A 15,770-nucleotide genomic window follows, 5' to 3' on the forward strand; every position below is an offset into this window, starting at 1 on the left:
ACGTCTTGCGGCCGCGCACCCTCCTGGCCCGTCCGCGCGTCCTCCGCCAGGCCCTGCGCCATGTCGAGCACGAGGTCGCGGTAGATCCGGTGCCTCGTACTGCTGGGATACGCGGCCATGATGTGGTCCGCCTGCCCGGCGCCCTCGGTGTTCATCATCCGCGGCGTCCTCAGATCGGTCAGCCCCGGCACGGTGAGCGGCATCCCCGCGAACATGCCCTCCTCGTCGGGGATGCCCGTGTCCCGGGAGGCGAGGGGGTGCAGGCCGATCTCGTGGGCCAGCATCCCCATGATGTAACCGATGTCGTACTTCTCGAAGTAGTAACTGGCGAGGTTGATGTCGACACCGTCGTCGCCGCGGTCCGTCACGTCGGCCGGGGTCTCCGTCGTCCGCACGTGCAGGGTGATCCGGACGGGGCGATCGCCGATGTACTCCCGGATCGTGTCGTGCCTCCGGAGCACGTCGATGATGCGCACCGCCTTGTCCCGGTACTTCTCCTCGGTGTGCTTCAGGTTCGTGAACGCGAAGTTGCCCGACGTGAAGGGGACGAGGACCGGCTCGGGAGCTGCCGGGGTGGTGGCGGGGCCCTGCGGCATGCGCGCCGGGACAGCGGTGGACGCCGTGCCGTCGGCGGTGCTCTGCGGCAGGCGCGGGCGTGCCTCGGCGGTGCTGTCGCCGGTCTGCGCGGGCGGGGCGGGCTGCCGGATGCTGTCGCCGCGGTTGTTGGTACCGACGGCGGCGGCGAGGGCGGCGAAGTCCCCCAGGACACCGAACCGCCCCTTGTCGGCGGGGAGCAGTGGGCGTACGGGGCTGTCCTGGGCCATGTGCTCGGCCAGTTGGGCCTTGTAGGCGTTGTAGACCTTCGCCGTGTAGTTCGGGTCCGTGATCGCCCGTGCCCGGTGGTCGTTGGTGACCGCGATGGAGGCCAGGTCCATCAGATAGGTGTCGATCAGGTCGGTGACGTCCTTGGGCCTGGCGCCCGCGACGCCGACCCGTGCGTGCCGCGCGAGCACCTCGGCCATCTCCAGGACGATGTCGCGGTAGATGCCGTGCCGGATGGTGTGCGGGAAGGCCGCCATGACGTGATCTTCCTGACCCGCACCCTCGGTGTTCATGAACCGGGGCGTCTTCAGGCTCTCCAGCCCCGGCACGAGCAGCGGCATGCCCCGGTACAGCTCCTCCTCCTCGGGAATCCTCGCGTTGCGGGACGCCAGTGGATGCAGGCCGATCTCATGGGCCAGCATCCCCATCACGTAACCGATGTCGTACTTCTCGAAGTAGTAGCTCGCCAGGTTGATGTCGACGCCGGCATCACCGCGGTCCGTCACGTCGGCCGGGGTCTCGGTCGTCCGCACGTGCAGGGTGATGCGGACGGGACGGCCGCCGACGTAGTTCCTGATGGTGTGGTGCTCGTCCAGCAGCTCGACGATGCGGACCGCCTTGTCGACGTACTTCCCGGTCTGGTTGAGGTTGGTGAACTCGTAGCTCCCCAGCTTGAAGGGAGGTACGACCGGCTCCTGCGCGGCGGGCGCGGCGCCGGACTCCTGTTGCATGTGGGCCGGGACCTCCGCGACGGCCGTGGCGTCGGCAGGCCGGGGCAGGGAGACCGGGTCCACCCAGACGGCCTCGCGGGTCTCCGCCGGGGCGGCGCTCCGGGCCGCGGCCCAGCTCCGGTCGTCCCCCGTCGCCCTGCCGGGGCGCCGGGGTCACGTCGCCGATGAGCGCTCCGAGCAGGGCCAGGTGCCGGTCGCGCAGTCCGGCGGGGGCGAGGGAGGCGTCCTCGGGAGCCTCGCCGAGGTCGCCCAGCAGGCTGCCCAGGATGTGGGGGCGGTGCGGGGAGTCGGCGTCGCGGTACTCGTCGCGCAGGCCGAGCTGGTGGGTCAGCTCGTGCACCAACTGCACCGGGGCGGCGTCGGCCCACCAGGTGAGCTGGTCCATCGCCCGGTCCCGGCCCGCGAGGTCCACGGTCAGGTGCGGGGCATCGGCGGGGTCGACCTGCTCGACGGTCACGTGCAGCCGGTCGCCGTTGAGCAGACGGTGCCCCGGGGCGTTCAGGAACTCGGCGACGCCCGACGTGAGTTGGTCGAACACGTGCGAGACCTGGTCGTCCGTGCCCCGTATCGCGATGCGGACGGTGAGGTCGGTGACCGGCTCGCCCCGGTAGGCGAACCGGCGGGCGTCGAAGCCGGAACGCACCACGAACCGGGGACGGCTGTCGCGTGGGCCACGGGTCGGCGAGGTGTCGGACGGCGCGGTCTGCGGTGCGGTGCCGGTCCCGGGAAGCCTGGGCCGTGCCTCGCCGGTGTGGTCTCCGGCAGGGTCCTGGGCGACGGGCCGCTGGATGCTGTCGCCGCGGTTGTTGGTCGCGATGCTGGTGGCGAGCTGGGTGAAGGACCGTGCCACGCCGAACAGCGTCTTGTTCGAGGGCAGGAGGTCCCGGAGAGCGGCGTGCTCCGCCAGTCGGCCGTGCAGCATCTCCTTGTAGGCGTTGTAGACCCTCGCCGTGTAGTTGGGCTCCTTGACCGCGTTCAGCCGGTAGTCGCTGGTGACCGCGATGGAGGCGAGGTCCATCAGATAGGTCTCGAACAGGTCGGTGACGTCCTGGGACTTGGCGCCGCTCACGCCGGCCCGCGCGCGCCGGGCGAGCACCTGGGCCATCTCGATGACGATGTCGCGGTAGATGCCGTGCCGGATGGTGCGCGGGTGGGCGGCCATGATGTGGTCGGCCTGACCCGCCCCCTCGGTGTTCATGGTGCGTGGCGTCGGCAGGTCGGTCAGCCCCGGCACCGGCAGGGGCATGCCCCGGTACGCCTCCTCCTGTTCGGGGATCTCCGTGTTGCGGGAGGCGAGAGGGTGCAGGCCGATCTCGTGGGCCAGCATGCCCATGAGGTAACCGGTGTCGTACTTCTCGAAGTAGTAGCTGGCGAGGTTGATCTGGACGCCGTCGTCGCCCAGGTCGCGCACGTCGGCCGGGGTCTCCGTCGTGCGCAGGTGCAGGGTGATCCGGACGGGACGGCCGCCCACGTACTCGTTGATGGTGCCGTGCTCGTCCAGCAGCTCGATGATGCGGACCGCCTTGTCGACGTACCTGTCCGTCTGGTTCAGGTTGGTGAACTCGTAGTTCCCCAGCTTGAAGGAGCGGAGGACCGGTTCGGGAGCGACGGGCGCCGGGTCCGGTACCGGGTCCGTGCGAGGGTCGGAGCCCGCCTCGGTGCCGGACAGCGTGCTCAGCTCGTACGCCTCCTCCTCGTCCTCCTCCGGGAGACCCGGGACGTCGCCGCCCGCGGGCGACGGGGGCAGCGGCAGGGCGGCCGCGTCACGGAGGACCGTGTCCGGCGGGGTGGGGTCGTGCGGGGCCGGGTCCGGCGCGATCCGGTTCTGCCGCGCCGGGGCCTTCGGCGCGGGTGCCGGGGTGAGTGGGGCCAGCGGGACGAAGTCGCCGCCCCGGCGGCGGAGGCGGAGGTGCGGACCGCTGTCGCCGGAGGGCCCGGCGAAGGTGTGGACGGTTCCGTTCTCCTCGATCAGGGTGATGGTCGTGCCGGTCGCGGCGGCGGCCCACTCGGCCATCGCACGGTCGGCCCCGGGGCCCCACGGCGCTTCGGCGAGATGCCGGCGCAGATGCCCGTCGAGGGCGTCCCGGCTCGGCGCGGGCGCGTCGGGACGGATCCGGAGGGGCGGCGGCGTGAACAGCGCATCGCGGTCGGCGCGGTCACCGGGCAGGCCGTTCAAGCGCATCAGCCGGGCAGGGGTCGCCTCGGCGCGCAGGCGCAGCCGTGCCGCCTCCCGGCGGTCGAGACCCGGCTCTTCCGCCGCCCGGCGCAGGGCCGTGGAGAGCGCGCCGAAGAAGCCGTTGCCGCGGCCGGCGGGCGTTCCTTGCCTGTAGGTGGCGCCGTCGGGTGCGGTGAGGACGCCGTCGCGGCCGAGGCGGTAGCGCGGACCGCTGCGGTCGGCGGGCGGCAGCCACGGCGCGGTGCTGTGGCTGCGGTGCGCGGGCGGCGGCTCGGTGGTCGGGCCCGTGGTGTCGGCACCCGGGGTCCCGGTGCTCGTACCGGAGACGACCGCGCCCGCGGGGGCGGGCAGCGCGGTGACGGACGGAGCCGGGGTACCGGGCGGCAGGGCCGCGTGGAAGAAGCCTCCGGTGACGAAGAGGACGGGATCGACGGCCGGGTCGACGGATGCCGGGTCGCCGCCGTGCGGGAGGAACAGCTGGTCGCGCCCCTCGCCCGTCACGACGGTGAGCGGGGTGCCCAGGACGCGGGCGGCGAGGGCGGGCAGCAGATCGGCGCCGCCGTGGTCGCCCGCGCGGCGCTCGGGCGGATCGCCGTCCGCGAGCTCCGTGCCGGCCTGGCGCGACTCGCCCGCGAACGGGCGGGACAGGGCCGCGGTGGCGAGCGCCACCCGCTGCGCGGGGGCCGGCCAGTAGGTCTGCGGCAGCCGGCCGAAGGCGTCGAACTCGGCCTGCTGTGCCGGGGTGAACACCACGTGGGCGGCGTCCAGTTCGGCTTGCGTGAAGGTGTCCGCGAGGTCCAGGGCAAGGGAGTCGAGCAGGTCCTCGTTGCCGTCCTCGCCCAGTTCCCAGGCGAGTCGGTCGCGGGCGCCGCCGATGGCCTCCGCGGTGACCGCCGGGTCGCCCGGAGCGCTGCCGAACCGGTCGGCGAGGTCGTCGCCGAGGAGGTACGGCAGCCGGCCGCGGGCCGCGGCGACGGCGAGCAGCGCGTGGAAGAACGAGGCGCCGTCGTGCGGCATCTCGTGCAGTTCGCGGACCGTGGCTCCGTCCGGGGAGGTGAGGGTGCGCGGCGCGGCACCGGTCCCCTCGTCGACCGTGTACGGCTCGGGTGCCTCGGAGCGCCATTCCGGTTCGGTGTACTCCTGCGGCCGGTCCGGCACCGTGACCGCGGCCGAACCCTGGTGGTGGGCGGTGAGGCGGGAGGCGGCCAGGTGCAGCCGATGGTGGTCCCGGGCGGCGGCGTCGGTGCGCTGCTCCCAGCGGTGGACCTCCTGACGGGCGGCCTGCCAGGCGACGACGGCCGGGGACCAGATCACGTCCTGCGGCAGGTCGGCCGGCGGGCCGGAGTTGTCGTCGCCGAGCGCCGTCCGTTCCGCCGGGCTCAGGTCGAGCCATGTCTCCCGGGCCCGTGCCCGGGCGTCGTAGTAGTGCTTCTCGGCCGTGGCGAGGTCGGCGGCCGCATTGGCCTGGCCGTCCCAGGCCGCGAGGACCTCGTCGGGGAACGTGGTGTCGTCCAGCAGCCCGTGATCGCGGGCGATGTCCTCGCGCAGCCAGACCAGAGCGGTCGTCTCGGCCTCGGCGGCACGGGGCCCGCGCTTGGCCTTGCCGAGCGCGTGCAGCGGCCGGCTGTCCGTGACCCGGTGGTCCACCTCGGCCACCGACAGCCAGGTCACCGGCAGCGCGAAGAGCATGCTCCGGTCGGTGACGACCTTGGTGTGGGTGCCGAGGGTGGTGTCCACCGCGCCCTTGAGCGCGCTGCCGTCGTTGGCGCCGGCGATGGGGACGGTGGCGCCGGGGTTGGTGACACCGGCGTTGCTGTTGCCCGCGAGCGGCGCCGTGCCCACCGCGCCCTCGACGTTGTCGGTGATGCCCGCTTCCAGCGCGTCGGAGGTCTTGGCCCGCTGCATGGCCTCCATGCGCGGCTTGTTCTCCACCGCGAGGAGCCGGGCACCGCGGCGGTGCATCTTCGCGTAGAGGCGCGAGTCCGCGGTGTGCGACTGGCCGAAGAGGTGGGCGGAGGCCTGGGCGGGCAGCGGCGTGCCGTGCGCGCCGAGCGCCTCGCGGAATCCGGCGGTGAGACCGACCTGTGCGGTTGCCTCCTGCTGGGCCTGTGCCGGTGCGGTGCCGAGGCCGGTGAGCGAGGTGAGACGGGCCGTGCGTACCTGGCCGCCGAGGCTCGTACCGGTGTGCCGTTTCCCGAGGTCGCCGTCGCCGAGTCCGTCGGCGCGGGCGGTGGCGAGCGTGAGGGCGTCCTGCACGTTGGCCGCGCCGCGGATGTCCACGGCGAGGATGCCGGAGCCGATCCGGTCGTCGAAGGGGAGGACGTCCGGGTCGGCGCCGCCCCCGGGGTCCCCGGCGGCGGCGGTACGCCAGGCGGCGATGCCCTCGGGGCGGGCCTGGGCGGCGGTCAGCATCCGCACCGCGCGCTCGGGTTCCGGCACGTCCTGCTCGGTGAGTGCGCCGTCTGCGCCGTCGCCGTCGGGGGTGAGCAGGCCGGCCGGGAGGGTCTCGTGGAGACTGCCGACGGGTACGGAGGTGACGCCGGGGGTGAGCGGGTCACCGGCCGCGTCCGTCATGGCGACGGTCAGGGTGTAGGCGGTGACGATCTCGGCGTGGACCTGGGTGGTGGCGATGTTCGGCATCGCGGTGGTGCCGGCGGTCCGGGTCAGCGCGCTCGACCGCTGTTTCGCCGCGGTGCCCTGGAGCGAGGGGTTGGCGACGAGGACGCCGTCCTCCGCGGCGCGTTGGCCGCCGCTGAGCGTCACGTCGGCGCCGCGGTCCTGGGAACTGCCGTCGGCGTCGTCGCGGGCCGTGGTCCGGTAGTCCTCCAGCTCGTAGCCGGTGCGCAGCCTGTCCACGGCGGTGGTGACCGGCGTCAGCGTGAACCGGAGCTGTCCGGGGCTGCCGCCGACCGGCAGATGGAACGGGTCGGACCAGGCGCGGTAGCGGACCGGGAGGGTCATGCCGTCGGTCGTCAGCTCGTGCAGGTGGGCGGCGAGGAAGTCCGGGGAGAGCCGCTGGAGCACCTGCTCCCGGTCGTGCGAGGGCACCCCGATCCTCTCCAGCTGCGGGAGCAGGTGCCGCGCCGCGGCGCTCGCGTCGAGTTGTCCGCCCGGATGGGAGGGGAAGCGGCGGAACCTCAGGTAGGGGGGCAGCCGGTAGCCGCCGCCGAGGTTGCGCGGGGTGCCGGTGGCCAGGCCGTCGGGGGCGAGCCCGGCCTCGATGACGTCCTGCATCGGCAGGTGGAACATCACCGCGTCGCGGATGCGCTGAACGGCGGCGGCCGCCCTGCGGGGGGCGAGGCTTGCGCCGAGGCGCGAGGAGAGCCGGCCCGCGGCGGCGCTGAGGCGGTCCCCGGCGCGGGTACCCACCGCGCCCATCGCAGCCGTCCAGCGGTCCCGTACGGCGATGGTCTCGGCGGTGTCGGCGACCACCAGGTACATGCGCCCGGCGAAGGAGAGGGTCGTGTTGCGTCCCCGGGTGAGCACCTGCGAGGCGCTGCGGCCCTTGCCCCAGGCGTACTGCAGGGCGGCCGAGTAGGAGCCGACCACCGCCTGCCGGCCGGGCGCCTGCTGGAGGGGCGTGTCGGCGCCCTGGAGACCGAGGGTGGTGCGTGTGACGGTGCTCGCGCTGCCGGCGACGCGGTGCTCGTTGCCGACGGTCGTTTCGAGGCTCGCCGGCTTCGGGTCGCTCCTGACCCGGAAGTTGCGCAGCTCGCCGCGGACCGCCGCCTTGAGGTAGTGCGTCCGGAACGGACCTGCGCCGTTGAGTCCCGCGACCCGTGAGCCGAACGGGCCCAGGTACTGGCCGAGTTGACCGGCCACGCTGAGGTTCGCCATCGCCCGGCGCAGCGCGGTGCGCACCGGGGCACCGGGTGCGCTGACGTGCCAGGTGGTGCCCGAGGCGCGGTCGGCGGTGTCCTGCATGAGCCGACCGCGTTCCGGGCCGCCCTCGGCGCTGAGCACCACGTGCGGGGCGCTCAGCAGCTTCCGGGTGAGGTGCCGGTCGGGCGACTCCGCCCCCGGGAACGGGCCTGTGCCGTCGAGGAGTTGGTCCGCCTCGGCGGAGGAGAGCTGCGTCGGCGTGCTCGCCGTCGCCGGGGCCGGGCCGGTGGGCGCCGGGTCGGCGGGGGCGAACCGGTCGGAGCCGTGCGCCGACGGCACGGCCAGCTCCACCCGGCCCACGGTCTCGTTGCCCCGCGCGAAGAGGGGCCGCTCCTCGACCTTGCTGACGAAGACGCCCGCGCCGAGCAGGCCGACCGAGGCGAGCCGGGCCCAGCCGCGGGGGCGTCGGTGGCCCTCGAAGGACGCGCTCAGCTCCACCTGGTAGCTGTAGAGGTCGGCGCCGGTCTGGAACGTCAGGTGGTCGTGGGCGACCGCGACCGTGCTCCTGGTGGCCTTCTGGTCGGTCCTGGCGTGGCGCAGTCCGATGGCCACGCTTCCGGCCTGGCGCGGCAGGCCGACGTCGGGCACCTTGTCGTGGTCGCGCGGCGCGACGCCCAGCTCGACGCCTCCGGAGAGGGTGACGGCCGCCTGCTGCCCCTGGCCCGACACCTCGGTGCCGATCACGGCGTTGCGCAGCGAACGCTCGCTCATGGTCGTCTCGAAGCGCCGGTCGGTGAGGCGCGCCCGGAGGGTGAGCGTGTGGTGGCCTCGGCGCACCTTGCCGTCCTCGGTGAGGGTGACGGGCACTCCGGTGGTGGTCAGGTCGTCGAGGCTCTGCGCCAGGGCGGGCCGGTTGAGGGCCTCGCGCACCTGGCGGTCGTTGTGCAGCGCGGTCCGCATCCGCCCGTCGCCGTACCAGTACTTGGCCAGCCGCGGGTGCCGCAGCATGAACGGCGGCACGAACAGCGACGGGTAGGACTGGTGCAGGGTGTCCAGGACGGCGTCCGTGAAGGCCCGCACGGGGTCCTGGGGGGCGGGCGGCCGCGGCACCGGGGTACGGGGCCGGGGCTGCGCATCGGGTTGCCCCGACGGCGGGTTGAGCGCTGCCGGTTGCGGCTGTGTGTCGCCCGGTGGGCGGACGGGGCGGAAGCCCTCGGCCCGGACCTGGCCGCTGAGGTGGACCGGGTCCTCCCGGGTGAGGTACCACGGCACCGGCGGCTCGGCGTCCGGGTGGGGGCCCGTCCGGCCCGGCGTGCGGCTGTCCCAGCCCGCGAGGCGCCGTGCGTCCTGGGTGGAGATCCAGTCCAGGCTGACCACGCGCACGGGACGGGCCGCGGACGACGGCTCGCCGGGCCGCCGCACCATGAGGGTGCGTTCCACCCGGTAGAGCGCCACAGGCTGGTTGCGGATGCGGCCGGTGGTCTTCCGGGCCGCGTCGACGCCGAGGTAGTGACCGCGCCCGGTGGAGAGGTCGGCACGGACCAGCGGGCCGCCCTGGAGGCGTACGTCGGTCTCCGGGTTCACGAGGGTGTGATTCGGGCCCGCGGTGACCTGGAGGCCCAGCCGGGTGTCACGGACATGGCCGCGTTCGTTCTGGTATGTGGTCTGGGTGAGGTCGCGCAACTCCGCCTTGACCGACTCGGTGACCAGGGTGGCCCGGTGCGGCACCGACCGTTCCACGATCAGGTGCCCCAGCGGATGCCGGCCGCTCCCCCGGGTCAGCTCGGGCCCGGTGACCGGCCCGGAGAGCCGGCCGAACAGGGCGAGCAGCCACCCCGGCCGGACGTACGAGACCAGCGTGCGGTGGGCCGAACTGCCGGGCCGGGCACCGGAGAGGGCGAGCGCCACGTCTTCCGGCGGGTCCGTCAGGTGCAGTCCGGTGATGTCGGTCATGCGGGGCTCGACGCCGTCCGGGAAGGTGAGCGTCCGCGGTGCCCGCCGGGGCCCCGTGTACGGCACCGTGAGGTCGTCCGGCAGCCGCCAGCTCAGGCCGTCGCGCATCGCGAACTCGGCGGTGTGCACCCTGGTGCGCCGCCAAGGGAAACCTGAGAGCGATGAGTCGGCCGTGTCTCCGCTCCTGCCGACCGCGGTGTCCGTACCGGCGTTCCTCGGAGCCTCGGTGACGCGGTCCACCCGCACCCGGTAGTGCACGTCGTCCAGATGCAGGTGCGAGCCCTCGTGGGCGCGCCACTCGGACTGGTGGTACGCCTGAGTGCCCTGCGCGTAGTCGGTCCTGCGGGTCCAGCCCAGCGAAACACCGATCTTGAGCAGCCAGTTGAGCGGCGGACCCATGCTGAGGCCCCCGGCGATGCGCCGTCCGAAGCCGACACTGCGGCCGCCTCCCGTGCCGGCCTGGCCGCGTCGCATGGTGTCCAGCCGGACAGTGGCACCGCCCACGTCGGAGAAGCGTTCCCAGCGGTGGTACGGGATCGCCTCGACCGTCATCTCGTGGCCGACCCCGGACTTCTCCCGGCCCACGAAGCGCGCGCCGCGCGGGGCGGTGAAGGCGCCGGGCTGCTGCGTGAGCAGGCGCAGCAGCTCCGCCTCGTCGAACTGGTCGCGCAGCCTCTTCGGCAGCTTGCCCAGGATCTCCTCGGCGACCTGCTCGGGAGAGCGCAGTGTGGTCCTGCCGGGCCCGGTGAGGAGCCCGGTGGGGCGGCTGCGCGCGGTTCCGTCCGTCCGTCCGCCGGGGGCGGCGTCGTCCGGGTCGGCGTCCGGGCTGATCAGGACCGTGGGCAGCCGACTGCCGTCCTCGAAGGTGACGGTGCGGGGTGCCGGTCCGGGCGGCCGGGCGTCCCGGCCGGTCAGCAGCCGGGCCGGACGGTGCCGTTCGAGCTGGGTCTCCAGCGGTACCGGGTCCCCGCGGTCGGGGTCCTCGGTGGCGCGGTCGAGGTCGGTGACCCCTCCCATGCCGCGCAGCCACTCCCCGAAGACGTCGGCACCCGCCGCTTCCTGGGGGGCCGGGTCCCGCGTCGCGTCCGTCTCGGGCATGGTGTGCCCGTCAGGTACGGGGGTGAGCGGCGCCGAGGCCGGGACCAGCGCGTCGTAGTGGTCGGTGCCGTTGTAGGACAGGTGCAGGGTGCCGCCCCGGCCGCCCGGGTTGAGGGTGTTGACGAAGGTGGTCCGCGGCAATCGGGGATCGGGCTGGACGAGCCGCAGGTCGAGGTCGAGGGTGTGCGCCAGTGCTTCCGGGAGGAGGTCGGCGAACGGGGAGGACCACAGCGCGGGCAGTTCGGCCGCCGCGGCGACGAGTCCCCTGGCGCCGAGCCGCCGCGCGTCGGCGGGGGTCGGCGCCACCGCGGCGAGCTGCGGGTAGTCGCTCTCCCGGAGGATGCGCTGCCACTCGGCGGTGTCGGCGCCGGTGACGATGTTCCGCGCGGTCCGGTTCCACCGACGTGTGAACCGGTCCCGCTCGGCGGGGTCCCGTACCCCGGCGACGGCGCGCATCCGCAGGTCGTCCACCACGGCGAACACCGGGTCCGGGATCGCGACGGACACGGTGTCGCCCAGTTCGGACCCGGTGATCCGGTCGCGCAGCAGGCCGCGCAGCCCGGCGACGTTGCGTGCGGCCCACGCCGGGGGGACGTCCCGGCTGCGCGCGCTGTCGAGCAGCGAGCGGAAGAGGCAGTTCCCGCCGCCCGGGGTCTCCAGCCGCCGGAAGGCCAGGCCGTCGGCATGGACGGCGGGCTCCGTACCGGGTGTGGCCTTGCTCAGGAGGGCCATGTCCCCGGCGAGGCTCTCCGGGCGGCTCGACGCGGGCGCCAAATCGGGTCGGCGGCGCGCGAGTTCGGCGGTGTCCTCCGAACTCAGCCGCAGCTCGGACAGCGGCAGCGGGGTACCGGAGAGTGACCACGTGATCTGCGCGGAGGGCGCATAGGCGAGCCCGCGCACGTCCTCCGGCGAGACCAGGGTGGTCGGCGGGAGAGCGGGCGGCGGCGGGGGCAGCAGGGCGTCGAGCGTGGCGTCGCGCCCCCCGGTGCTCCGCAGCTCGGCCGCGGCCCGCAGGAACCCGGTGTACTGCTCGGCGGTCGGCTCCGCGGCCGGATCGCCGAGGTCGTCGCCGGTCGCGGCACCCCGGTCGACGACCATCCGGCGCAGCAGGTCCGGGGTCATCCGACCGTCGCCGTACCGGGCCGCGGTGTCCGGGCCGAGCCAGCGCAGGTGGTCCACGAAGGCCAGACCGGCGAGCAAGTCGCGGTTCTCCGGACGCTGTTCGGCGTCCGTACCGAGGGCGGCGCGCAGCGTGCGGATCTGCTGGAGGGTGCGGGCCCGCGCGAAGGCGTCGGCAGGTCCCGGGCCCGTGTGCAGGCCGGCGTCGCGCGCCAGGTCGTCCAGCTCGGTACCGGCGGGCTCCGGAGTGAAGAGCCGCCAGCCTCCGGGCCCCGCGGGGCCCTCGGCGAGCACCGCCCGGACGTTGCCCTCTCCGTCCCGGGCCGTGCCCACCTCGGTGGTGGGCGCGTACACCTGTCGTCCGGTCCGGTTCGCCACGTGCTGCGCCACCGGCAGCCCCGCCACCTCCGGCTGACGTCCGGTCTCACAGGAGAAGAGCACCAGCGGCCGGTCCCGGTCACCGTCCTGCGCCCACGCGTTGAGCACCTCGCCGAGCTGCACGCCGCTGACCTTCACGGTGGGCCGCGCCGCGTCCTCGGTGCCGAGCGTGACGGTACGGGAGGTGCCGTGCCCCGCGAAGTAGTCGGCGCCCCGCTCCGTGCCCGAGCCGGGCAGCGGGCGGGGCGGGCCGGTGAACACCGTACGGCGGACCGGCGGGTCCGCCGCGCTTGCCGGTGTGGGGCCGGCGGACGTGGTGCGCACACCTCGGAAGGTGTCCTGGCCCCCTAGTGCGCGCCGTCCCGCGGCGTGCGGCGTTCCGTCCTCGGCAGCTCCCTGCGAGATCGTCAGCGTCTGTACGGCGCGGCCCGGTTGGGGACTGACGGTGGTGCCGGGCACGAGGCGACGCAGCTGTGCTACGGGCACGGTGTGGCCGTCCAGGGTGGTGACGACCGGCTCACCCGCGGGCCGTCCGGGGGCGGTCGAGTCGTCGGCGGTCCGGCCGCCGTCCGAGGGCCGCAGGAGGATCCGCCCCCGCGGCGGGGGCGACACGGGCGGTGACGACGGAACGTCGCCCGGCGGGGCCGGCACGGGCGAAGGCGAAGCGCCCCCGCTGCCGAGCCCGTCGACCGGCCCCCCGCGCGGATCGGAGTCACCGTTGCCGTGGCCCGATTCCAGGTGCAGGCCGGTCGCCGTCTCGGTCCAGGGGCGGGACAGGGTGGCGAACTCGGCGGTCACGGGGGCACCTGTGTCCGCTGGGTTCGGACCGAGCCCGTCGTCGTCCGGGGCCGTCTTCCCGTCCGAGACGAGTTTCGGGCGCGTGGCCGGATCGACGACCGGGTCGCCGGCAGGCGTGACGCCGCTCTGCGTGGCGGGACCGGAGGCCGCGGCGGGTGCGGGCCCCAGGGCGTCGGCGAGCGGCAGCAGCACGTCCGCGCCGGGGAAAGCCGTGTCCGGGCGGGCGGACGTTCCGTCCGGCGTCTCCGCGGCCGGGGGGCCGGTGAGCGGACGGACCCGAACCGGGGCGCCCGGGCCTTCGCGCGTCAGCTCCACCGCGGCGCGCACCGGGCGTCCCGCCCCGTCCGACGCCGGCGACGGTCCGAGGACGACGGCACGGTCGACACCGGCCCCGTCCAGGAGCTCGGCAGCCTCCGGTGCCCCCTCCCCCGGCGGCGGCCCCTCCGAGACGACGATCGTGAGCGGCTGCGCCTGAGGCGACCGGGAGTGCGTGGTGCCGGGGCCCGGCCCGGCCTTCGCGTCCGCGGGGCTGCCGCTGTCGCGTCCGTCCCCGACAGCGCGTACGTCGCCCGTGTCGTCGTGGGAACCGGTGGTGCTCACCTGCGGCGGGACGGTGGTGAGAGTGCCGTTGTTCCCGACCGGGTCGACGGTCTCCGGGGTGACGGCGGTCTCCGGGGAAGCGACGGACTCCGGGGTGACCGCGGCCTCCGGCGAGGAGGTGGTCTCCGCTGAACCGACGGTCCGCGGCGGCTGCGAGACCTTCGTGCCGTCGTCGGCCGTGGCTTGTGAGGGGTCGACCGTCGCGGCCTCTGAGGGGTCGCCGAGCGCGGCCGGTGAGGTGTCGGTCGTCGGAGTCTGCGAGCCGTCCGGCGGCCGCGGGGCGTCCGGGGTGCGGGTGCCCTGCGGCTGCGTCCCGGCGGGGGTCTGGGTGCCCCCGGGGGTGGGGACACCACTCGACCGGGCACCACCGCCCGGCCCGGGCCCGGTGCCGCTTCCGGCGGGCCCGGGAAGGGAGGTGCCCGCCGAGCCGTTGCCGAACGTCCCGGCGGTGATCGGGGCGTCCACCGTGACCGGCGTGCCGAAGGAGTCGAGGGCGCGCCGGACCAAGTCGGTGTCGATCCGGGCGGCGGGGCCGTCCCCGGCCGGTACGACCCGGACCTCGGGCAGCTGCGACAGGTGGCCGTGCAGGCTGTCGCGGACACCGATCTCGGTGCCGCCGGGCGGCTGGGAACCGCGCACGGCGGCGAGGTCGCGCAGGGCCTGCTCGCGGACGTCCGCGCTGCCGTTATGGATCTGCTGCCAGAGGTCGTGCTCGGCGGAGGTCAGGGGCAGCGGCCCGGGCGAGTACGGCGGCAGGTCCACGCTGGTGTACGGCGGCAGGTCCCCCAAGGAGGTCGAGGAAGCCGCGTCATTCCCGGTGACGTCTCCGTTGGTGGTGCCCCGCTGGGCGACGGGCGGGGGTGAGGGGCGCGCGGACCCGGCCCCGCCCGGGGAGCCCGGGGTGTCCGGGTGCGAGGGGCCGTCGATGTGCTCGGAGTCGCCGCGGGAACCCGTGGCACGGTCCGAGTCGTGTCCGTCGGCGCCGCCTGCGGCGACGGTGGGCGGCGGGTTGCGCAACTTGTCAATGGCGTGCCGCAGTTCGGCGCCGCTGTTCAGGGCGGTGTCGCTGAGCGTGGCCTCGACCTGGCTGCTGAGGCCCGCGCCGACGAAGGTGGACCAGCTGGTGGACCAGTCGCCGTCGAAGGCACCCTTGATGAGGATCTCCGCGAGCGCCTCACCCGAGCCGGCGGCGAGGAAGTCGGACGTTCCCTTGAGCCCGTAGTGGCCGGCCAGCGCGCCCGGCCGGTCGGCGTTGTTGCGCAGGATCTGGTTGTTCCGCCACAGGTTGGTGTTGTTCCGGAAGGACAGCGGGTCGTTCCGGAAGGTGACCGGTGTGTGGTCCGCGCCGTTGGGGCCGTTCCCGTTCGGGCCGGGGTCGGGGCGGTCCTTCGGCGCGTTGTCGTGGGGGCTGGGCGTGGGGCCGGGGTTCGGCTTCGGGCCGTGGTTCCCGAGGTCGAGGTCCGGGGTGTTGCGCAGGTTCGGGTTGTTCTTGAAATCGAGGTCCGGGCCGTTCTTGAGGAAGTTGTTGTCGTAGCTCCTGACGATGTTCTTCGCGAAGTCGTCCAGGATGCTGGTGAAGAGGCCGGCGGCGGCGCCGAACGCGGCCGACTTGAGGATGTCGTTCCAGTCGAAGCCGTCGGGGCGGCGGCCGTTCGGGGCGAAGTTCATCATCGCCAGCCGTACCGCGAAGGTGGTGAACGCCTCGGCGAACGCCTCGGTCAGCGAGGGCGCGATGTGCAGCCGCTGGAGCAGATGGCTGAGCGTGGTGAGGATCATGAAGCGGCTGCGCAGCTTGGCCATCATGATCTGGCTCGCCGAGGCGCCGCCGGTGAAGAAGGACATCGCCAGGTAGATGGCGATCTCGATGAGCAGCCGGATCACCTCGGCGATGACCTGCCACTTGGACTCCATGATGTCCATGGAGGTCTTGCGCCGGCCCTCGGCGATCTTGTCGAGTTGCTCGGCGAAATCGCGCAGGTAGTTCTTGCCGCCGTCGTCGATGAGCATGCCCATCGCCTTGGCGTACGACTTGGAGAGGTCGTCGGGCATGACCTCGGCGATGTCGTGGACGGACTTCTCGATCAACGACGACATCCGGTCGAGCTTGCGGCCCAGACCGGAGTAGGGCCGGCGGCTCTCATAGGCGAGATCCTCGTCGGCGTCGATGAGCTTCTCCCCGGTGAGGATGAAGATCATCGCGTTGACCTCGGGCGATGCCATCATGCTCATCGGGGGCCGCTCCGAGGGGTGTTCGGGCAGGCCGGAGCGGCCGC

The 15,770-nt window shown here is 74.1% G+C and carries 1 protein-coding gene; it reads right to left on the bottom strand.

The features are described 5' to 3' along the window. Nucleotides 1–1,311 precede the first annotated feature (1,311 nt). Nucleotides 1,312–15,726, bottom strand: coding sequence for a WXG100-like domain-containing protein (locus tag ACZ4NT_RS04020; RefSeq protein WP_467723208.1), 14,415 nt, complete (start codon nucleotides 15,724–15,726; stop codon nucleotides 1,312–1,314). Nucleotides 15,727–15,770: the final 44 nt, after the last annotated feature.

This window comes from Streptomyces sp. NPDC026417, assembly GCF_055567695.1.